This window comes from Cryobacterium suzukii, assembly GCF_004403185.1.
Lineage (GTDB): Bacteria > Actinomycetota > Actinomycetes > Actinomycetales > Microbacteriaceae > Cryobacterium > Cryobacterium suzukii.
On sequence record NZ_SOHJ01000014.1, the window covers coordinates 248,530 to 269,668 of the forward strand.

Sequence of the window (21,139 nt, forward strand, 5' to 3'; positions counted from 1 at the left end):
CTGCGCCGACGGGTAGCTGATGCTCTGGTATACCGGCAAGCGCCTGCTCCAGATGATCCCCGTGTTCTTCGGCGCCACTTTTTTGATCTACTTCATGGTGTTCTCCCTGCCCGGAGACCCCATCGCTGCCCTCTATGGCGAGCGGCCCCCGTCGCCTGCCGTCATCGCCCAGATTCGTGCCGAGTACAACCTCGACCAGCCGTTCATCGTGCAGTACCTGCTCTACATCGGTAACTTCTTTCAGGGCGACCTAGGCACCACTTATTCCGGTCGATCCGTCTCCGACGTGATGGCCTCCGCCTTTCCGATCACGGCACGGCTGGCCATGCTCGCCCTCGCCTTCGAGGCGTTTTTCGGAATTCTCGTCGGTCTCATTGCCGGTCTGCGCAAGGGCAAGCTGTTCGACGCGAGCGCGCTCGTGGTGAGCCTGCTGCTGATCAGCGTGCCGACCTTTGTGATCGGCTTCGTGCTGCAATTCGTGTTCGGAGTGCAATTGGGCTGGGCCCGCACGACGGTCAGTGGAGCTGCACCGCTCGACGAACTGATTCTGCCAGCGCTGGTGCTGGCATCCGTTTCGTTTGCCTATATTGTGCGCCTCACCCGGGCCAGCGTGTCCGACAACCTCAACGCTGACTTCGTGCGTACCGCCACGGCCAAAGGCCTCTCTCGCCCGCGCGTCGTGACCGTGCACGTGCTGCGCAACTCGCTGGTTCCCGTGATCACTTTTCTCGGTGTCGACATCGGATCGCTCATGGTCGGTGCCATTGTCACCGAGGGCATCTTCAACATCAACGGGGTCGGTGGAACCGTCTTCAAAGCCATCCGCCTGGGCGAGGGACCGACCGTGGTTTCGTTCATCGCCGTGATGGTCGTTATCTTCGTACTCGCCAACCTGCTCGTCGATCTGCTGTACGCAGCTCTGGACCCAAGGATCCGCTATGCCAAGTAAAAACCAGGGCGCGCAGCCGCACTTCGTTGCAGCGCTCGAAGACACCCCTCTCGTCGCCATCGACCGCCTCGATGAGACCGCAAAAGCGCGCAGTACCTGGGCGGACGCCTGGGACGCGATGCGACGCCGACCCAGCTTCTGGATCTCCTCCGGCCTCATCCTCCTGATTTTTCTGGTCGCCCTGTTTCCCTCCTGGTTCGCCTCGGTATCCCCGACGCAGTGCCAGCTGTCCGACAGCAACGACGTGCCGCAGTCCGGGCATCCGCTCGGATTCACCTTCCAGGGCTGCGACGTGTACTCAAGGATCATCTTCGGAACGGGTGCCTCGGTGACCGTCGGACTGCTGGCCGCGGCGATCGTGACCCTGTTCGGTCTCATCGTCGGTGCCCTCGCGGGCTACTACGGCGGATTCCTCGATGCCGTCGTCTCGCGCATCGGCGACATTTTCTTTGCCGTGCCGACCGTGCTCGGCGCCATCGTGCTGCTCTCCGTGCTGCCAGACCGCACGCCGGTCGTCATCGCCCTGGTCATCTCGATCTTCGCCTGGCCGCAAGTCGCCCGCATCATGCGCGGCGCCGTGCTCACCGCCCGCAACTCGGACTACGTCGTGGCTTCGGTTGCGCTCGGCGTGTCAAAGTTCAAGATTCTGCTGCGCCACGTGATCCCCAACGCCATCGCCCCCGTGATCGTGATCGCGACGGTGTCGCTCGGAACATTCATCGTTGCCGAGGCCACCCTCTCGTTCCTGGGCATCGGTCTCGGACCCGGAACCATGTCCTGGGGACGCGATATCGGCGAAGCCCAGACATCCATCCGTACGAGCCCGCAGGTGCTGTTGTACCCCTCGATCGCGCTGTCCTTGACCGTGCTGGCTTTCCTCATGCTCGGGGATGTTCTGCGTGATGCGCTCGACCCCCAGGCGAGGGCACGCCGATGACCCAGTTAGCGAACCAAACCGTGAACCAGATGCCGTCCTCCGACTCCGCACCGCTCCTTGAAATCCACGACCTCGAGGTCGGCTTCCGCACCCAGCGGGGTCTCGTGCCCGCCGTCCGCGGTGTGAACCTCACTCTCTACCCCGGACAGACCCTCGCTATCGTGGGGGAGTCCGGCTCGGGTAAGACCACGACCGCCCAAGCGATCATCAAGCTGCTGGCCGGTACCGGCCAGGTGACCGGCGGGCAGATCCTGTTCGAGGGCCGGGACCTGACCACCCTGACGGCCGCCGAAATGCAGGCCGTGCGCGGCCGGGAAATCGGCTACGTTCCGCAGGACCCGATGAGCAACCTCAACCCGGTGTGGAACATCGGTTTCCAGGTGGCCGAAGCGATCAGGGCCAACAGCGACCTACGCGGAAAGGCATTGAAACAGCGCACCATCGAAGTGCTGCAAGAAGCGGGCCTGGCGGATGCCGCCGACCGGCTCAAGCAGTACCCGCACCAGTTTTCCGGCGGAATGCGCCAGCGCGTCCTCATCGGCATCGGGCTGTCCGCCCGGCCGAAATTGCTCATCGCCGACGAACCGACGAGCGCGCTCGATGTCACCGTGCAGCGTCAAATTCTCGATCACCTCGCCACCCTCACCCGGGACTATGGCACGAGCGTTCTGTTCATCACGCACGACCTCGGCCTCGCCGCGGAGCGGGCCGAACAGCTCGTGGTGATGTACAAAGGCAAGGTTGTAGAGTCCGGGCCGTCACAGGAGATCCTGGCCAATCCGCAGCACCCATACACGCAGCGCCTCGTGGCGGCTGCTCCGAGCCTCGCGTCGCGTCGCATCCAAGCGAAGAAGAATCAGGATGCTCCTGCTCCCGAAATCTTTTCCGCCGGCGGCACCGATACCGCGCTCATTACGCGCGCCACCGAACGCGAGCTGGCGGCATCGGGTAAGGATCTCATCTCGGTCGAGGGCATCACCAAGATGTACCGCATTCGCACATCCGGTCTGAAGCATGACGAACTCCTCGCCGTCAACGACGTGTCGTTCGGCGTGAAGAAAGGTACCACCACGGCGATCGTGGGGGAGTCCGGTTCCGGCAAATCCACCGTGGCCAAGCTCATTCTGCAGTTGGAGAGCCTCACCAGCGGGCGGATAGAATTCGAGGGGCGCGATGTCGCTGGGTTGAAAGGCCGAGAACTGCTGAACTTTCGTCGGCGCGTGCAGCCGGTGTTCCAAGACCCGTATGGTTCACTCGACCCGCAGTACAACGTGGGCAACACAATCGCTGAACCCCTGCTCGCGCACAGAGTGGGCACAAAAAAGGAACGTCAGAAGCGCGTGCTGGAGCTTCTCGAGCAGGTGTCGCTGCCGGCTGCGACGCAGTTTCGCTACCCGAGCGAACTCTCCGGCGGTCAGCGCCAGCGCATCGCGATTGCCCGCGCCCTGGCGCTCAAGCCGGACGTGCTCGTGCTCGACGAGGCCGTGTCTGCGCTCGATGTGCTCGTGCAGGGTCAAATTTTGAACCTGCTCACCGAGTTGCAGACGGAACTGAATCTGACCTACTTGTTCATCACCCATGACCTCGCGGTGGTGCGACTGGTTGCCGACAATGTCTGTGTCATGCAGAAGGGGCGCATCGTCGAGGCGGCCTCGACCGACGACGTGTTCGACAACCCGCGGGAGGTCTACACGCAGGACCTCCTCGCCGCCATCCCCGGCGGTGACTTTGAGTTCGGTCGCTAAAGACCTATTTTCGCTAGGAATTCGACGGAGATTTTGCCAGCCAGGCTGACGCAAGATCTTCGCCGGTTTCGGTGACCCGGGCCGCTGGACGCTCCGGCTCGGTCGGCAATAATCACCATGAGCAGCGAAGTCTACGGTGGTTTTATTGGAATTGTGCCCCCCTGAACGCAATAATCGTGCATTGGTCATGATTATTCGTTCATCCGGTCACCAATGGGTAACAGTTTTCGTCCGATGCTAGGTGAAGACCGTGGACCCTCTCTAGGGTCGGAGTAACCACGCTCGACTTTGGGGCCAGAAACCTCGGGTCGGTGCATACTTCGCACAGGAGGAACTATGAGATTTAGACGCATCGGGGCAGCCATTGCCACCGTGGGGGCCGCAGCACTGGTCCTTTCCGGTTGTTCAGCGCCAACGGCCGAATCCGGACTTGATGAGGGAACGAGCGTCGACGTCGCCTGGAACCAGCCGTTTTTCTCGTATAACGGTCTGACGTCGTTTGGCAACGCCACGGCGAACAACAACATCACGTACATGACGAACGACTGGTTCAACTACTACGACAACACGCCGGAGTTGAAGCAGAACGAGTCATACGGCAGCTACGAGATGGTCTCTGAAGACCCGCTCACGGTGAAGTACACCCTCGCTGATGACGTTAAGTGGTCAGACGGCACCCCTGTCGACGCCGCGGATCTCCTGCTGAGCTGGGCGGCTAATTCGCGCTCACTCGACACCCCGGATTTCACTCCTGATGACTTTACCGACCCCGAGACCGGGGAATTCACCGATGCATTCCCTAAGGACGTCGTCTACTTCGACTCCGGCGCCCAGGCCGACTCGGGCCTTGGACTCGTACGTGACGTTCCCGAGATCAGCGACGATAATCGTTCAATGACCCTGGTCTACTCGGCACCGTACGTCGACTGGGAGCTCGCCCTCTACGCGCCGCTTCCGGCACACGTTGTGGCGAAGAACGCCCTCGGAGTCGACGATAACGAGGAAGCCAAAGCCGCCCTCGTTACGGCCATTCAGGACAACGACTCCGCATCGCTTGCCAAGATCTCCTCATTCTGGAACTCGGGCTTCAACTTCACCGAGTTGCCCGATGACCCCGAGCTCTACGTCGGAACCGGTCCGTACACGATCTCGGCCTTCGTGGCCGATCAGTACATCACCATGACTGCCAACCCCGAGTACACGGGCCAGAACACGCCGACTATTGAAGAAGTAACCGTGCGCTTCATCACGGATCCGCTCGCTGCCGTGCAGGCACTGGAAAACGGTGACGTCGATGTCATCTCGCCCCAGTCCACGTCTGACCTGGTGACCGCGCTGGACGCGATCGAGAACGTCACGGTCCTGAAGGGTGAAGAAGGCACCTACGAGCACCTCGATCTGCAGTTCGACCAAGGCAAGAGCGGCGTGTTCAACGACCCGCTACTGCGTGAAGCATTTATGAAAATCGTTCCGCGCCAGGAGATCCTTGACAAGCTGATCAAGCCCATCGTCGGTGACGAAGCGATTCTGCGTGGTTCGCAGTTGTTCGTTCCGGGTTCCGAGGGCTACGACGATTCTCTCGACGGCAACGGTTCGGCCGACTACGCCGAGGTCGACGTTGAGGGTGCCAAGGCCCTCATCGCCGAGTCCGGCGCCACCAACCTCGACGTGACGATTCTGTACGCATCGACCAACCCGCGGCGCGTGAACGAATTCGCGCTGATCCAGACCAGCGCAGCACTCGCCGGCTTCAACGTGATCGATGGGGGCAACCCGGAATGGGGCGGCATCCTCGGTACCCCGGGTGCCTATGACGCGGCGTTCTTTGCCTGGCAGTCGACCAGTCTGGGCGTCACCGACTCCGGCCCGACCTTCGAATCCGGTGGCATTAACAACCACAACTTCTACTCCAACGCCGATACTGACGCTGCGATCAAGAAGCTCAACGTGGAGTTCGACCCGGCCAAGCAGATCGAGTTGAAGCAGGAGATCGACAAGATCCTCTGGGAGAACTTCTACGGTGTGACCCTTTTCCAGTTCCCCGGCGTGACGGCATTCAATGACAGCGTCACGGGCATTGACCCGTCGATTCTGGCGCCGACGATCTTCTGGAACATCTGGGATTGGAAGCTCGCCAGCTAAGAGAAAACTCTTTGTTGGATCAACGTGCTGTTTGAGGCGCTGGGACCGGTTGGTCCCAGCGCCTTCCCCCGACCAGAGACAGGTAGCCACCGCTCATGGCTTCATTTGTATTCCGGCGGCTGATTGCCGCCGTCATCGTGCTCCTCGCGGCAACGTTCCTGATGTACATGCTGGTCGCCCTGTCCGGGGACCCGCTAAAGGAACTCCGCGAGAGCAGCGCACCAAACAAGATCGAGCTGATGGCTTCGCTCAGCCAGCGGCTCGACCTCGATGTTCCCCCCTTCTTTCGCTACTTCCTGTGGCTCGGCGGCGTCGGGCAGTGTTTCGTCGGCGCCTGTGACTTCGGCGTCAACGTGCAAGGCCTGCCCGTGGTGATCCTGCTCCAACAGGCGATGGGATCAACACTGCAGTTGGTCACCGGTGCCCAGATCATCGCCATCATCGTTGGACTGATCGTCGGCATCACCACGGCCCTGCGGCAGTACAGCGGTTACGACTATACGATCACATTCGCTTCTTTTCTCTTCTTCTCCCTGCCTATCTTCTGGGTGGCGGTGCTGCTCAAGCAATACATCGCGATCGGGTTCAATAACTGGCTATCCGACCCCCTTATCGGAGTGCCGATCATGATCGGAATCTCGATCGTGTCTGGACTGCTGTGGATGTCACTCCTCGGTGGTGCGTCGCGGCGACGGTGGATCACCCTCGGCGTTGCGACGGCGTCAACGCTTGCACTGCTGGCCTACTTCGAACTGACCGACTGGTTCACCACCCCGAGCGTCGGCATCGTCGGCGTCGTGATCACCGCCCTGGCGGCTGCGCTCGGCGTTACGGCAGTCTCCGTCGGGCTCAAGGACAAGAACGCGGTCCGTGGAGCCCTTGTGACGGCCGCCGTGGGGATCGCCCTGTACTATCCGATGACCTACTTTGTCTTTCGCAGTATGTCGCTTCCCCTCTTCTTCGCCCTCGCTCTGGGCGCCGTCGTCGTGGGCGGCGCGATCGGGTACTTCCTTGGTGGCAGAGACCGTTGGCAATCAGCCCGCACCTCGGCCATCGTCGCCGTGATCATCGGAGCGGTGATCGTTATCGATGGTCACCTGCTCTATTGGAACGCCTACGTCAACTCCAGCCGGGTCAACGGGCGACCCGTGGCGACCATCGGATCGACGACACCTAACCTCGGCGGCAATTTCTGGATTCAGGGCATCGACACCTTCACCCACCTACTCCTGCCGACCATCGCAATCATCCTCATTTCCTTTGCCAGCCTGACGCGCTACACGCGGGCGAGCATGCTCGAGGTGATGAACCAGGACTTCATCCGCACGGCCAGGTCGAAGGGGCTCACCCAGCGCACCGTCGTCGTGCGCCATGCCCTGCGTAACGCTCTCATTCCGATTGCGACGGTGATCGCGCTCGAAATTGGAGCGCTTATTGGTGGAGCGGTGATCACCGAGTCCGTGTTCGGGTGGAGCGGTATGGGCAGGCTGTTCCAAAACGGTATCGACCACGTTGATCCCAACCCGGTGATGGCGTTCTTCGTGGTGACCGGGCTCCTCGCCGTCATATTCAACCTGCTGGCCGACCTCCTGTATGCGTCCCTCGACCCGAGAATCAGGGTGTCCTAATGTCCGATCCGAATCCGTCCCTGCAGGCCCCGCTCGGAGCTGGCAATCAGCTCGACGAATCCTCGATCGAACAACGCGAAACCGTCGGCCTCAGCCAGGGACAGATCGTTCGTAAACGGTTTTTTCACCACAAGGGCGCCGTGGTTTCGATCTTCGTCCTTGCCTTCGTGATTGTGCTGGCCTTCAGCTCGGTCGGGATTCATGTTTGGGGGCTAAACACCCCCGGGTGGTGGCCCTGGCACTGGAACGCGACACCGCCACTGGTTAATCGGGGCATTCCCACGTTGAACCTGATCCCCGGCCCGGGCTTCGGCATTGGCCCGCACCCCTTCGGCCAGGACGAAATCGGCAAGGACATCTTTGCCCTCGTCATGCGCGGAACCCAGCAATCCATCATGATCATGCTGCTGGTCGGCCTGGTCGGCACCGGAATAGGGGTGCTGATCGGAGCCCTCGCTGGCTTCTACCGCGGAATCGGCGACGCCATCCTCATGCGCTTCACCGACGTGATCATCACCATCCCGTTCATCGTGGTTGGCGCTGTGATCGGGCGTTCCGTAGGTGCTGCCGGGCTCGGCGCAGCGGTTCTTGGACTCGCGCTGGGGCTTTTCGCCTGGACCGGGCTCGCCCGACTGGTGCGGGGTGAATTCCTATCGCTGCGCGAACGCGAGTTCATCGATGCGGCCAGGGTTTCAGGGGCCAGCGACGCGCGCATTATCTTTAAACACATTTTGCCCAACGCGGTCGGTGTGATTATCGTCAGCGCCACCCTGCTCATGGCCGGCGCCATCCTCGCTGAAACCGCCCTGAGCTTTTTGGGTTACGGCGTGCGCAATCCCGATACATCACTCGGCCTGATCGTGGCCCAGAATGTCGCAGCCTTCGCTACCAGACCATGGCTGTTCTGGTGGCCCGGCATCTTCATTATCGTGATCGCCCTGACCGTGAACTTCATCGGTGACGGTCTGCGCGACGCGTTCGACCCGCGTCAGAAGAAGATGCCGTCTGCGAAGGCGCTGTCAAAAGCGGATGCGCGCCGCGCGCGCGCCGCGCGCGCCGCCAGCACGGTCTAGCGCCCATGCTCAGGCTTCTACAGAACAAGACCGAGCATCGCTGCGGCGAGCAGTCCGGCGAGCACCGCAATGGTGACCCGATGGGTGCTCACGCGGAGAGCATCCGGGTCAACGACGGCACTGTCCAACGCTCCGGCGTCGCGCAGGGCTTCCCAGCGCTGGCGCAGCACGAAAGCCACCTGGCCGGACGCTGTACCCACGGAATCCCCCGGCCGCACGCTTTGACCGGCACCGTATGCGGAATCACCGAGATTTCGGACGTCGGAACGCTCAATCGCGATCGCCCCACGAATGCCGGGACTCGGTGCCGCCCACACTGGAATTCGCCGCTTGGCCGTGAACAGCGTCAAGGTGTAACGGGTGTCAATGCGCTCCACGTGCGGCCACGGCACGAAGTAGGTGCGGAACACGTTGACGACCGTGATGCCCGCTTCTTCGATCACAATATGTGGCTGCCAAAACAGGGCCCCGGCTGCTGCGGAGAAGAACAGCAGCAGTGGCACGGTGCGCACGAGATTCTCAATGTCGTCGGCCAGTACCAGGCCGACACACGCAGCCACGCAGAGCACGGCCACGACGCCGGCCAGAACCGGGCCAAATACAGGACGAAACGTGAAGATCGGCATGGGTCCATTTTCACAGACAACGCGTTCAACACAGACAGGACCTCAGCTGATGAGTAACGAAGCAATCATTTCCCCCGGCGACGGCTCTTCTGCCCGGCCCGTGACGGAGGCCGTGCTCGAGGTGACCGACCTCGACGTGGATTTCTGGGTCGAGGGTGAGCTGTACCCGGCGGCCATCAAAATGAACTATCAGGTGCGCCGCGGTGAGGTGCTCGCCATCGTGGGGGAGTCAGGATCGGGCAAGAGTACGGGGACCATGGCGCTGCTCGGCCTGTTGCCGCAAAATGCCCGCACGACCGGCTCGATCAAGCTACTCGGAAAAGAAATCTGCGGTCTTCCCGAGTCGGAGATTCGCAAGGTGCGCGGCAATGATGTGGCCACCATTTTTCAGGAGCCGATGACGGCCCTCAACCCGGTTTACACGGTCGGCTTTCAGATTGTGGAGGCCCTGCGCTCGCACTTCGACCTGTCGCCGCACGAGGCGAAAACGCGTGCGATTGAGTTACTGACGCTCGTTGAGATGCCCAACCCCACGTTGTCTTTCGACAAGTATCCGCATCAACTCTCCGGCGGACAGCGGCAACGCGCCATGATTGCCCAGTCAATTTCCTGCGACCCGGTATTGCTCGTCGCCGACGAGCCGACGACCGCGCTCGACGTGACCGTGCAGGCTGAAATTCTCGACTTGATGCGCAACCTGCACACCAGACTCGACAGCGCCATCATTCTCATTACGCACGACATGGGCGTCGTCGCCGACCTGGCGGATTGGGTCATGGTGATGAAGAACGGTCTCACGGTAGAGGCCGGGCCAATCGACGATATCTTCAACCGTCCCCAGCATCCGTACACCCAGCAATTGCTCGCCGCGGTGCCGCACCTGGGTCAAGGCATCGAAACGGTCGCCCGGGAGCAGGTTGCCCGCCCGGTGGGCGTCAAACCGGTGCTCGATTTTCAGAACGCTTCCATTGACTATCCCAAGCGCGGGCGCATTCCAGCATTCAGGGCAGCCGAGGCCATCGACTTTCAAATCTTTCCCGGGGAGATCGTTGGACTGGTCGGCGAGTCCGGATCGGGCAAGACCACCCTGGGTCGTGCCGCTGTTGGGCTGCTGCCGATCGCCGACGGCACGCTGATCTCCTGTGGGATCGACATTTCGCACGCGAAACTGCGTGACCTCCGGCCGTTGCGCCGCAAAGCCGGCATCGTTTTTCAGGATCCGGCGTCATCGCTCAACCCGAGAATGCCCATCGGAGAATCGATCGGGGAACCCCTCTATCTGTCCGGTGAAGCGCGCGGCGCTGACCTCGACAAACGCGTACAGACACTCTTGGAACAGGTAGAACTACCCACCAGCTATCGCAACCGCTTTCCGCACGAATTATCCGGAGGGCAGAAACAGCGCGTCGGGATCGCACGCGCCCTCGCCCTGCACCCGGACCTGTTGATCGCGGACGAACCCACGAGTGCCCTGGACGTCTCGGTACAGGCCCGATTTCTGGACCTGCTGCACGAACTGCAGGAACGTCTCGGGTTCGCGTGCTTGTTCATCAGCCACGACCTGGCGGTCGTCGACGCACTGGCCCACCGTATCGCGGTGATGCACAAGGGCAAGCTCGTGGAGCAGGGCACGAGCGACGAAATTCTGCGTGCCCCGAAGGACCCGTACACGCAACGACTGATCAGCGCGGTCCCGGTGCCGGATCCGGTGGAACAGCGACTCCGTCGCGAAGCCCGTCAGGCCGCCAAGGGGTAACAGCACCATGGCAGCCGCCACTCTCACCGATGCGCTGACGTGGATACGGTAGGATAGTACTTTGGGTCACATTATGACCCCTGGTATCCATTCTTCGTCGCGCGCGAGACTCTGCGGCACTCATTCTTCGTAAGGATCTATTTTTATGGCGATTGCTACACGCAATAACCTCCGAAATGTTGCAATCGTTGCTCACGTTGACCACGGTAAGACGACGCTGGTTGACGCGATGCTCAAGCAGACCGACTCCTTCGCGGACCACTCCCACGTTGAAGAGCGCGCGATGGACTCGAACGAACTCGAGCGCGAAAAGGGCATCACGATTCTTGCCAAGAACACGGCAGTTTCGTACAAAGGCATCCACGCTGCGGACGGTCCCATCACGATCAACGTGATCGACACCCCTGGCCACGCCGACTTCGGTGGCGAGGTCGAGCGCGGACTGTCCATGGTCGACGGCGTTGTGCTCCTCGTTGACGCGTCAGAGGGCCCGCTGCCGCAGACCCGTTTCGTGCTCCGCAAGGCGCTCGAAGCCAAGCTTCCCGTCATCCTGCTGGTCAACAAGACCGACCGTCCCGACGCGCGCATCGACGAGGTCGTGGCCGAGAGCCAGGACCTGCTCATCGGCCTCGCGAGCGACATGGCCGACGACTTTCCCGACCTCGACCTCGACGCCGTGCTCGATGTACCCGTCGTCTACGCGTCGGGCCGTAACGGCGCCGCCAGCTGGAACAAGCCTGAAGACGGCACGCTGCCCGACAACGACGACCTCGAGCCGCTGTTCGACGCCATCCTCAAGCACATCCCTGCACCGACCTACGATGACACGCACCCGCTTCAGGCGCACGTCACCAACCTCGACGCCTCGCCGTTCCTCGGTCGCCTCGCGCTGCTGCGCATCTTCCAGGGCACCATCAAGAAGGGTCAGACCGTGGCCTGGGTGCAGCAGGACGGCACCGTCAGCAACGTGAAGATCACCGAGCTGCTGATCACCAAGGCTCTGGACCGCTACCCGACCGAGAGCGCCGGCCCCGGCGACATCGTGGCCGTGGCCGGTATCGAGAACATCACCATCGGTGAGACCCTCGCAGACCCCGACGACGTACGCCCCCTGCCGACCATCACGGTTGACGACCCGGCCATCTCGATGACCATCGGAACCAACACCTCGCCTCTTATGGGCAAGGTCAAGGGCCACAAGCTCACCGCCCGCATGGTCAAGGACCGTCTCGACCGCGAACTCGTCGGTAACGTCTCGCTCAAGGTCGTCGACATCGGACGCCCGGACGCCTGGGAGGTGCAGGGCCGTGGAGAACTGGCCCTCGCCATCCTGGTCGAGCAGATGCGTCGTGAGGGCTTCGAGCTCACCGTCGGCAAGCCGCAGGTAGTTGTGCGTCGCATTGATGGCAAGGTGCACGAGCCGTTCGAGCACCTCACCATTGACGCACCAGAGGAATACCTCGGCGCCATCACTCAGCTGCTCGCCGCTCGCAAGGGTCGCATGGAGAACATGGCGAACCACGGCACCGGCTGGGTTCGCATGGAATTCATCGTTCCGTCGCGCGGCCTGATCGGCTTCCGCACGCAGTTCCTCACCGACACGCGCGGTACCGGAATCGCCAACGCGATCCTGCACGGCTACGAGCCCTGGGCCGGCACGATCAACACCCGCACCAACGGTTCCATCGTGGCCGACCGCTCCGGTGCTGTCACGCCGTTCGCGATCATCAACCTGCAGGAGCGCATGTCGTTCTTCGTGCAGCCGACCAGCGAGGTCTACGAAGGCATGGTCATCGGCGAGAACTCGCGCGCCGACGACATGGACGTGAACATCACCAAGGAAAAGAAACTGACCAACATGCGTCAGTCCAGTTCCGACACGTTCGAGTCGATGACTCCGCCCAAGCAGCTCTCGCTCGAGCAGTGCCTCGAATTCGCTCGCGAAGATGAGTGCGTCGAAGTCACCCCGGCCGCCGTGCGTATTCGCAAGGTCGAGCTGACGGCAGCCGCTCGTTCGCGTCAGGTTTCGCGCGTGAAGAAGATGGACGCGAACTAGCCAGTTCCCCTCCACGAGAGCGCAAAAAGTGCTGCTTTGACTAGGTCGAAGCGGCACTTTTTGCACCCTCGCGGTGTCCACATTCGCACAACTCGAAAGGCTTCACATGACGACCAGCAGACCAACACGACGAGTTGTTCTCGCCCTCGTAGTGGCCGCAGCCGGACTTCCGCTCCTGGCGGGCTGCTCCGTGGGCGACTCCGTGCGCGACAGCGTGAATGGTGCCGTGAACGGTGCCGTGCAGGACGCTACGGGCGGTGACGTCAGCCTCGGAGGCCAACTTCCCGCAGACTGGCCGACCGAAATCCCCGTGCTCGATGGAGAGATTCTCTTCGCGACCGGCGGTGTCGGTGAGAGTGGGGTCGGTGGCTGGGTAGTCACCGTCAATGCCACGTCAACGACTCCCCTGGACGATGCACGGGCCGAGCTGCTGGCAGCCGGCTTCACCGAAGTGGTGGCCGGAGTCGACACGGAGGTGGTGACGATGGCGAACGAGAACTTTGGTGTCGTCGTGGCCGCCAATACCGACGGCGTGCTCTATACGGTCACTCCGGTGCCCGCGCTCGGTTAGGCGAACAGGGGCGCCCCGACGTAGCCCCCATCAAGGGTGCCCGCCGGAACCGCGAACAGGGCGCTGCCGACGTGGCGAATGTATTCGTTGAGTGCGTCGTGCCTGGCGAGGTTCAGCTGCACAGAAGTGAATTGGGCCGGCGAGCGCTGGAAGCTGATGAAGAACAATCCGGCTTTCAGTCGCCCCAGCTCATCGTTGCCATCGACGAAGTTGTAGCCGCGGCGCAGTAATTTGGTGCCGTTGTTCTGGGCTGGATGCGCCAACCGCACGTGCGCAGCAGCGCCGATGAGCGGCTGGTCTGCCCGGCCGGCCAGCGCGAAGTCGGGCTCGCTGAATTCAGTGCCACCCGAAAGCGGTGCGCCAGCGCCCTTGGTGCGTCCGAACACGGCTTCCTGCTCGCTCAGAATCGAGCGGTCCCAGGTCTCGATGGTCATGCGGATGCGCCGCGCCACCAGGTAGGAGCCGCCGGCCAACCAGGCCGGTCCGTCGGACGCCGACACCCAGACCTGGTCGGTGACGACGTCGGGTTCTTCAGCCTTGATGTTGGCGGTGCCGTCCTTGAAACCGAACAGGTTGCGCGGGGTGGCCTGGCTCGTTGACGTCGATGAGGTGCGTCCGAAACCGAGCTGGGACCAGCGCAGGGCCGCCCGTCCGAACGCGATGCGCGACAGGTTGCGAATGGCGTGCACGGCGACCTGGGGGTCGTTGGAACAGGCTTGGATGCACAGGTCGCCGTCGCTCTTGCCGACGTCGAGATCGTCGCCGGGAAAGTGCGGCAGCGGCGTCAGATCGGCCGGTCGGCGGCGTGCGAGTCCGAAGCGATCGACGCCATCCGCTGTTTCAAACAGGGACGGACCGAAACCGAACGTGATGGTGAGGCCAGCTGTAGGCAAGCCTTGCGCCTCGCCGGAATCTTCGGGCGGCGCGTCGTAGGGGCCACTGATAGCGCCGTACTCTCCGATCTCCTGCCCGGCGGTCATCGCAGCGGATGCGACCGTCCATTCCTGCAGCAGCTCGATCAGCTGGGCGCGCGTGGTGCCGGCGGAGACGTCGAAGGCGGCGAAGTGCAAACGATCCTGCGCTGGCGTTACGATGCCAGCCTGGTGCCGGCCGTAGAACGGGTAGACCGCCGAAGCGGATGCCGCCTCCGGCGTCGCCGACGCGGCCAGCGCCGCCCGGTCCCCGGCCACCCCCAGCCCGATTCCGGCGACGCTCGCCCCAGCGAGGCCCAGCAGTCCGCGCCGGGACAGGCCGCGGGCCGTCGCGACCAGATCGGTGGACTCGGCCCGCTCACTGCCCGCCACGCTGTGCCTCACAGGACGAGCGCGGCGGTGAGCTGGTTCAAAGGCTCGCCGAGCGCGTTGACCTGATCGGCGAGGGCGCGAATCTCAGCCGGAGTGAGGGCGGAGTAGAGCGTGAATCCGTCGCCAACGCGCTGAACGTCGAGGAGCGCCTGCAGGGAGGCAAACTCGGTGTCGAGCGAAGCGGCCAGGTCAGCATCCGTCTGCAGCAGAATTGAGCGCACGCCGTCGTAGAGCACGCGGGCTCCGTCGACGTTCGCCTGAAAATCCCAGAGGTCGGTGTGCGACCAGGTTTCTTCCTCGCCGGTGACCTTGCCGGTCGCGACCTCGTCGAGCAGGCCGATGGCACCGTTGGTCTGCTGCGACAGCGTGAAACTCACACCCTGCACCTTCGTGTGCAGGGTCGCGGTGTCGGCGACGAGCTGCTGCGTGAGGGCTGCGCGCTTCTCGGTGCTGTACGCCTCGAAACCGGCTTCAGCCTCGGCTGGCCAGAGGTCCTTCTCGATCGCGTGCCAGCCGGTCCACTCCTGGCCCTGTTCGAGGTCGGCCTCGCGCAGGTCGAGCTTGGGGTCGAGGTCGCCGAACGATTCGGCGATGGTCTCTACCCGCTCCCAGTGCACCCGAGTCGACGCGTACAGGCCGCGGGCCGTGTCGTCGTCCCCATTCCTATAGGCGGCGGCGAACGAGTCGGTGCCGGTGACGAGCTGGCCGATCTGGTCGCTGACGTACGAGGCGTAGTCGGAATTGGCGGTGTCGATCTGGGCCGCAAGGTCGACGTCGACGGCGGCGGCGGCATCCGTTTTAGTGGCGGTGAATTCGGCCTTGCCGACACCGTCACCGGTCATCCCCGGCTTGCAGGCTGTGAAGTAGCTGCCGGCGTCGAGCTGCACGACGAGGTCGCGGCTGAGTCCGGGGCCGATGTTCTCCGCCTCGCCGACGATGCGCAGGCCGTCGTCGGCGAGCAGGTAGAACTCGGTCACCTGATCGCCGGAATTGGTGACCGTGAAGCGGATACTGCCAGCCGGCGCCTCATTTGCTGATACGGCACAATCCGTCGCGCTGCTGTCGACGGTAAGGGCCGTGTGCGAGGCTGCCGGGTCGTTTGCGACGCAGCCGCCGAGCAGAGTGACGCCGAGAACACCGACGCCGAGCAGGCGGGCAGAACGCAAGACACGAGGCATGAAGATCCTTTGGCAGAGAAACGAGAAGTCAGTGCGCGGAAACCGGAACGGGCGCCGGAGTCCGGGGTGCGGCCGGAACCGGTCGGGTGCTCGCGCGGCCCTGGCGGCTTTTTCTGATGAAGAGGGTCAGGGTGGGCACGGCATAGGCCAGCCAGGCGAACATCTCCAGCCAGGTGGTGGCGGGGGAGAAGTTCAGGGTGCCCTTGAGTAGCGTGCCGTACCAACTGTCCGGCGGTATAACGGCACTCACATTGAAAGCGAGGGCGTTCAGGCCGGGCAATGTGCCAGCCTCTTGCAGGTCGTGCACGCCGTAGGAGAGCACGCCAGCGGCAACGACGATGAGGACGGCGCCGGTATAGGTGAAGAACTTCGAGAGGTTGATCTTGAGCATGCCGGCATAAATCAGAACGCCGAGCCCGACCGCCGTTGCGATACCGAGGGCTGCGCCGAGCAGGGGCATGGTCGTGGCGCCGGTCGCCTGCACGGCCGCCCAGAGGAACAGGGCGGTCTCGATGCCTTCCCGGCCGACCGCGAGAAACGCGACGAGCACGAGTCCAAGACCGGCACCGACGAGATGCTTGTCAATATTGCCCTGAAGGTGCCCCTTGAGGTCGCGCGCGGTGCGCAGCATCCAGAACACCATCCAGGTCACCAGGCCGGTCGCCACGATCGAGAGCACCCCGCCGATGGTCTCCTGCGCGGTGAACGAGAGCCCATAGGTGCCGTAGGTGAGCAGCGCACCGATACCGAGGGCGAGCAGCACGGCCAGGCCGACACCGAGCCAGATGCGCGGCAGTACGTCGCGCCGGTTGATCTTCACGACGTAGGCAATGAGGATCGTCACGATCAGCGCGGCCTCAAGGCCTTCGCGCAGGCCGATCAGGTAGTTTGCGAGCACGGGGTTCCTTGAATGATTTGGGCGACTGTTTGGTAAGGCTAACCTTACCGAAGTTGACTCTAGTCCGACCGGCGCGATCCTGTCTAGTTATGATTTGATTCGGGAACAGATATCACCCAGCACGACGAACAGCCCGCAGAGCAGAAACGGTGCGTACGCCCATGGTCATGTCCGGCAGCGGCGAGCGAATCCTGTTCGTGCATGCCCGGCCCGGCGACGAATCCGCACTGACCGGCGGCACTATCGCCCGGCTGCGCGCCGACGGATCCCGGGTGGCTGTGCTTTACGCCGTTGCTCCGACCGAAACGGATGCCGCGATCTCCGCGGCGCTGGCCGAACTCGGGGCGCGCGTCTGGCACCGCTTGCCGCAGGCCTCCGGGCATGAATTCGAATCGACCTTTCGAGAGGCCATTGACGCACTCGGCGCAACCGCAGTGGTTGTCGGCACCGTCGACAACGGTCTGCGTGTGGCCGCGACGACCGCAGCGCACGAGGCCGGCCTGCCGGTGTTTCTGGCCCGCACGGTGCGCCAGGCAGCCGGCCAGCGTCTCATCGCCATCGACGTCGGCGGTTACCTCGATGAGAAACTGCGCGCACTCTCGCACTTTCCCGCGCGCTGGACCCTGACCGAACGCACTTGCGTCCTGGCCGACGGGGCCACCGATGTAATCACCGACACCGAAACGTTCCTAAGAGTGGATGCCCCGCGCTCAGCGCTGCCCGCGCCCACCGAGCGACCCGCTCGCCCGACCCTGGCAAACCGGTCGTTGAGCGGTCTCGGCGGACTGCTTCTGGGTATCCTTTTCGGCGTGCTGGGAACCATCGCTCACCAGGCCACCGTAACCCTGTTCGGTGTGGCGCTTCCGATCGGCCTGACAATCGCGTTCGTCGGAATCGGCGCGCTTCTGCTCGGGCTGCGCCTTGTCGTGGGGGACAGGTTCGTGGTCGGCCTCGCCGCGGCGGGATTACTACTGACCATTTTTGTGCTGTCACTGCGCGGTTCCGGAGGGTCGGTGCTCGTGCCGGCTGGCCTGCCCGGAACCCTGTGGACCGTTGTTCCGGCGCTGATCGCGGCTTTTGTGCTGGCCTGGCCGAAACTGCCGCCGCGCCGACGCTAGCCGGCATCGCGTCATACGGAAAGGGGCCCGACCGCGGGGGCGTAGAATCAGGAGTCCGCTCTCGAAGGGAATCCCCAGCCTGTGACGTATGTGATCGCTCTTCCGTGCGTCGATGTGAAAGATCGTGCCTGCATCGATGAATGCCCGGTGGACTGCATTTATGAGGGCGAACGCTCCCTCTATATTCATCCTGACGAGTGCGTCGACTGCGGCGCCTGTGAACCGGTCTGCCCGGTCGAGGCCATCTATTACGAAGATGACCTGCCCGAACAGTGGGCCGACTACTACAAAGCCAACGTGGAATTCTTCGACGACATCGGCTCCCCAGGAGGCGCCGCCAAGATCGGCGTGCTCGCCAAGGACCACCCCGTCATCTCCGCACTGCCGCCCCAGGTTGCGCACTAAGCGATTTTCGTGCTGAAGCCACTGCCGGATTATCCCTGGGATCAGATGGTCCCTTTTGCCACCCGGGCACGGCAGCACGCCGACGGCATCGTCGACCTGTCGATCGGTTCGCCGGTCGATGCCACGCCCGACGTGGTGCAGCAGGCGCTGCGAGCTGCAACGGATGCCCACGCCTATCCGCAAACCGTCGGTACGCCCGCCCTGCAACAGGCGATCATCGACTGGTATGCCCGGCGCCGTGGTGTCACTGGCCTCGAACCGAAAAACGTGTTGCCCACGATCGGTTCCAAGGAGCTCGTGGCTCTCATGCCGTTCATGCTTGGCCTCGGCGAGGGCGACACGATCGTGCACCCGCTGGCGGCCTACCCGACCTACGCGATCGGTGCTGCTATTTCCGGCGCTGCGGCCCTGGCCTCCGATGATCCGGCAGAGTGGCCCGAATCGACCAAGCTGATCTGGCTGAACAGCCCCGGAAACCCGGACGGCCGAGTTTTGTCGGTCGATGACCTGCGCGCTGCCGTCGCCCGTGCCCGCGAACTCGACGCCGTGATCGTGAGCGACGAGTGTTATGCCGAGCTCGGCTGGGACGCGCCATGGAATGCCGAGGCCATTCCAAGCATCCTCGACCCCCGAGTTATTGACGGCGACCGGCGCAACGTCGTCGCGATCTACTCGCTCAGCAAGCAGTCCAACATGGCCGGCTATCGGGCGGCCTTCGCGGCCGGCTGTAGCGGCGTACTCGCGCGCCTGCTGACCGTGCGGAAGCACGCCGGCCTCATGCTTCCGGCGCCGCTCCAGGCGGCAATGATCGCCGCCCTCGGCGACGACGAGCACGTAAGCGTGCAGAAGGAGCGCTATCGCGCACGCCGCGCTGCCCTGCGCCCCGCGCTGGAGGCGGCCGGCTTTCGCATCGATCAGAGCGAAGCCGGGCTCTACCTGTGGGCAACCGAGGGACGTCCCGCCTGGCAATCCATCGAACGGATGGCCGCCCGTGGCATTCTGGCCGGTCCCGGTCCGTTCTATGGCGATGTCTACCCCGAGCATGTGCGATTCTCGCTCACCGCGACCGACGAGCGCATCGCCGCCGCTGTGGCACGCTTGTTGGTTTAACGCAGCGTCTGTCTCGGCTTGGGATCTGTGGACTTCCGCCAACGAACCGCCCGAAGTCTTAGCTGATGCAACAGTAGGTGGTTAGGCCGATTAGGCTGTAGTCGCGGCGGAATCGAACACAGCAGCTTCATCATTGGCCGATTCAGTGACGCGTCGCCACATTTCATCCGGCAGAGATACCCGAGGAGGCTCCGTGACCGACGTCGCGCAGCAGACAACATCCGGCGAACCGATGAGCGCTGACCCCAACAAGGTCACAATCACTTTCCCCGGCGGGAGCGCAGAGTTCCCGATCCTGACCAGTGTGGACGGCGTGTCGAGCATCGACATCTCCACCCTGACCAAGAAGACCGGCCTCACCACGCTGGACTACGGTTTCGTGAACACGGCCGCAACCCGCTCCGCGATCACCTATATCGACGGTGACGCCGGCATCCTGCGCTATCGCGGGTATCCGATCGAACAGATCGCCCAGAACTCGAACTTCCTCGAGACGGCCTGGCTGCTGATCTACGGTGATCTGCCCAGCGCGAGCGAACTGGCTAACTTTGACGATCGCATCCGTCATCACACGCTGTTGCACGAAGACATGCGCCGGTTCTTTGATTCCCTGCCGCACAAGGCGCACCCGATGAGCGTTCTCGCCTCTGGCGTGTCTGCCCTGTCGACGTTCTACCAGGACTCGCTCGACCCGAAGGACCCGGAGCAGGTCGAGATTTCCACCATTCGCCTGCTGGCCAAGCTGCCGGTCATGGCCGCCTACGCGCACAAGAAGAGCGTCGGCCAGGCTTTTCTCTACCCCGACAATTCCCTGAGCTTCGTCGACAACTTCCTCAAGCTCAACTTCGGCAACATGGCCGAGCCCTACGAGATCAACCCGGTCGTGAGCAAGGCCCTTGAACGCCTGCTCATGCTTCACGAAGACCACGAGCAGAACGCGTCGACCTCGACGGTGCGCCTGGTCGGCTCGACCGAGGCCAACCTGTTCGCGTCGGTCTCCTCCGGCATCAACGCGCTGTTTGGACCGCTGCACGGCGGAGCCAACGAAGCCGTACTGTCGATGCTCGGCGAGATCCAGGCATCCGGTCAGGGCGTCGAAAAGTACGTCGAACGTGTCAAGAATAAAGAGCAGGGCGTAAAGCTCATGGGCTTCGGCCACCGGGTCTACAAGAACTACGACCCGCGCGCCACCCTGGTCAAGGAGAGCGCCCACGAGGTACTGGCCGCTCTCGGCGTCAAGGACGACCTGCTGGACATTGCGCAGGAACTCGAGCACATCGCGCTCAACGACGATTACTTCAAGGAACGTCGCTTGTACCCCAACGTCGATTTCTACACCGGCGTCATTTACAAGGCAATGGGCTTTCCGACGCGCATGTTCACCGTGCTCTTCGCGATCGGTCGTCTCCCCGGCTGGGTCGCGCACTGGCGTGAGATGAACGAGGATCCGGCCACCAAGATCGGTCGCCCGCAGCAGTTGTACGTGGGCTCTCCGGCGCGCGACTACCCGCGCCGGTAGTACTGCTTCCTGTTCGGGGGCGTGCTCCATGGGCGTTGCGATGCCGGTGTCACGGCCGGTTCCTTGACAACTCCATTTCGTTGACAACGGATGCTCAGCGCCGTCCACTTTCCGCGTTCCACCG

General features: G+C 63.1%; 17 protein-coding genes. 13 read left to right on the forward strand and 4 right to left on the reverse strand.

Annotated features, from left to right (window positions below; translation table 11 throughout):
- The first annotated feature begins 19 nt into the window (after window positions 1–19).
- From E3T39_RS14975 to E3T39_RS15000, 6 genes are all read left to right on the forward strand, one after another.
- A complete protein-coding gene (locus E3T39_RS14975) occupies window positions 20–949 on the forward strand; it encodes an ABC transporter permease (RefSeq protein ID WP_134516652.1) in 930 nt (309 codons plus the stop codon).
- Complete coding sequence (locus E3T39_RS14980) at window positions 939–1,886, forward strand: ABC transporter permease (RefSeq protein ID WP_134516653.1); 948 nt, start codon at window positions 939–941, stop codon at window positions 1,884–1,886. Before E3T39_RS14975 ends, E3T39_RS14980 begins: the two co-directional genes overlap by 11 nt.
- Window positions 1,883–3,631, forward strand: coding sequence for a dipeptide ABC transporter ATP-binding protein (locus E3T39_RS14985; RefSeq protein WP_134516654.1), 1,749 nt, complete (start codon window positions 1,883–1,885; stop codon window positions 3,629–3,631). Before E3T39_RS14980 ends, E3T39_RS14985 begins: the two co-directional genes overlap by 4 nt.
- A 336-nt stretch (window positions 3,632–3,967) precedes the next feature.
- Window positions 3,968–5,773 (forward strand): ABC transporter family substrate-binding protein, encoded by a 1,806-nt coding sequence (locus tag E3T39_RS14990; protein WP_134516655.1) that lies wholly within the window; start codon window positions 3,968–3,970, stop codon window positions 5,771–5,773.
- 95 nt (window positions 5,774–5,868) lie between these two features.
- On the forward strand, window positions 5,869–7,401 hold the full coding sequence (locus E3T39_RS14995; RefSeq protein ID WP_134516656.1) for an ABC transporter permease: 1,533 nt from the start codon (window positions 5,869–5,871) through the stop codon (window positions 7,399–7,401).
- Window positions 7,401–8,474 (forward strand): ABC transporter permease, encoded by a 1,074-nt coding sequence (locus E3T39_RS15000; protein WP_134516657.1) that lies wholly within the window; start codon window positions 7,401–7,403, stop codon window positions 8,472–8,474. Before E3T39_RS14995 ends, E3T39_RS15000 begins: the two co-directional genes overlap by 1 nt.
- Before the next feature lie 17 nt (window positions 8,475–8,491).
- On the opposite strand, the gene E3T39_RS15005 is transcribed toward E3T39_RS15000, so the two are convergent.
- The gene (locus E3T39_RS15005; protein WP_134516658.1) at window positions 8,492–9,100 is read right to left on the reverse strand and encodes a PH domain-containing protein; all 609 of its coding nucleotides are present in this window, start codon (window positions 9,098–9,100) and stop codon (window positions 8,492–8,494) included.
- A 49-nt stretch (window positions 9,101–9,149) separates the two neighbouring features.
- Between E3T39_RS15005 and E3T39_RS15010 the strand changes: the two genes are divergently transcribed.
- From E3T39_RS15010 to E3T39_RS15020, 3 genes are all read left to right on the forward strand, one after another.
- Window positions 9,150–10,856 (forward strand): dipeptide ABC transporter ATP-binding protein, encoded by a 1,707-nt coding sequence (locus tag E3T39_RS15010; RefSeq protein ID WP_134516659.1) that lies wholly within the window; start codon window positions 9,150–9,152, stop codon window positions 10,854–10,856.
- A gap of 145 nt (window positions 10,857–11,001) precedes the next feature.
- On the forward strand, window positions 11,002–12,912 hold the full coding sequence (typA, locus tag E3T39_RS15015; protein ID WP_134516660.1) for a translational GTPase TypA: 1,911 nt from the start codon (window positions 11,002–11,004) through the stop codon (window positions 12,910–12,912).
- Window positions 12,913–13,018: 106 nt separating this feature from the next.
- Window positions 13,019–13,483, forward strand: a complete 465-nt coding sequence (locus E3T39_RS15020; RefSeq protein WP_134516661.1) for a hypothetical protein — start codon at window positions 13,019–13,021, stop codon at window positions 13,481–13,483.
- Here E3T39_RS15020 and efeB read toward each other — a convergent pair.
- The 3 genes from efeB to efeU are packed head-to-tail and all read right to left on the reverse strand — an operon-like array spanning window position 13,480 to window position 16,863.
- On the reverse strand, window positions 13,480–14,787 hold the full coding sequence (efeB, locus tag E3T39_RS15025; RefSeq protein WP_198416144.1) for an iron uptake transporter deferrochelatase/peroxidase subunit: 1,308 nt from the start codon (window positions 14,785–14,787) through the stop codon (window positions 13,480–13,482). The two genes, E3T39_RS15020 and efeB, sit on opposite strands and share 4 nt — an antisense overlap.
- Window positions 14,788–14,795: 8 nt before the next feature.
- Window positions 14,796–15,965, reverse strand: coding sequence for an iron uptake system protein EfeO (gene efeO, locus E3T39_RS15030; RefSeq protein WP_134516663.1), 1,170 nt, complete (start codon window positions 15,963–15,965; stop codon window positions 14,796–14,798).
- A gap of 28 nt (window positions 15,966–15,993) precedes the next feature.
- Entirely contained in the window at window positions 15,994–16,863 is an 870-nt protein-coding gene (gene efeU / locus E3T39_RS15035) for an iron uptake transporter permease EfeU (protein ID WP_134516664.1), read from the reverse strand.
- Between the two features lie 149 nt (window positions 16,864–17,012).
- On the opposite strand from efeU, the gene E3T39_RS15040 reads away from it, so the two are divergent.
- From E3T39_RS15040 to E3T39_RS15055, 4 genes are all read left to right on the forward strand, one after another.
- Window positions 17,013–17,981 (forward strand): PIG-L deacetylase family protein, encoded by a 969-nt coding sequence (locus E3T39_RS15040; protein ID WP_134516665.1) that lies wholly within the window; start codon window positions 17,013–17,015, stop codon window positions 17,979–17,981.
- 81 nt (window positions 17,982–18,062) lie between these two features.
- Window positions 18,063–18,386, forward strand: a complete 324-nt coding sequence (gene fdxA / locus E3T39_RS15045) for a ferredoxin (RefSeq protein ID WP_134516666.1) — start codon at window positions 18,063–18,065, stop codon at window positions 18,384–18,386.
- 9 nt (window positions 18,387–18,395) lie between these two features.
- Window positions 18,396–19,496, forward strand: a complete 1,101-nt coding sequence (gene dapC, locus E3T39_RS15050) for a succinyldiaminopimelate transaminase (RefSeq protein WP_277612825.1) — start codon at window positions 18,396–18,398, stop codon at window positions 19,494–19,496.
- A 232-nt stretch (window positions 19,497–19,728) separates the two neighbouring features.
- Window positions 19,729–21,015 carry a citrate synthase gene (locus E3T39_RS15055; RefSeq protein WP_134516774.1) on the forward strand — a complete coding sequence of 429 codons (1,287 nt, stop codon included), beginning with the start codon at window positions 19,729–19,731 and terminating at the stop codon, window positions 21,013–21,015.
- The last annotated feature ends 124 nt before the right edge of the window (window positions 21,016–21,139 follow it).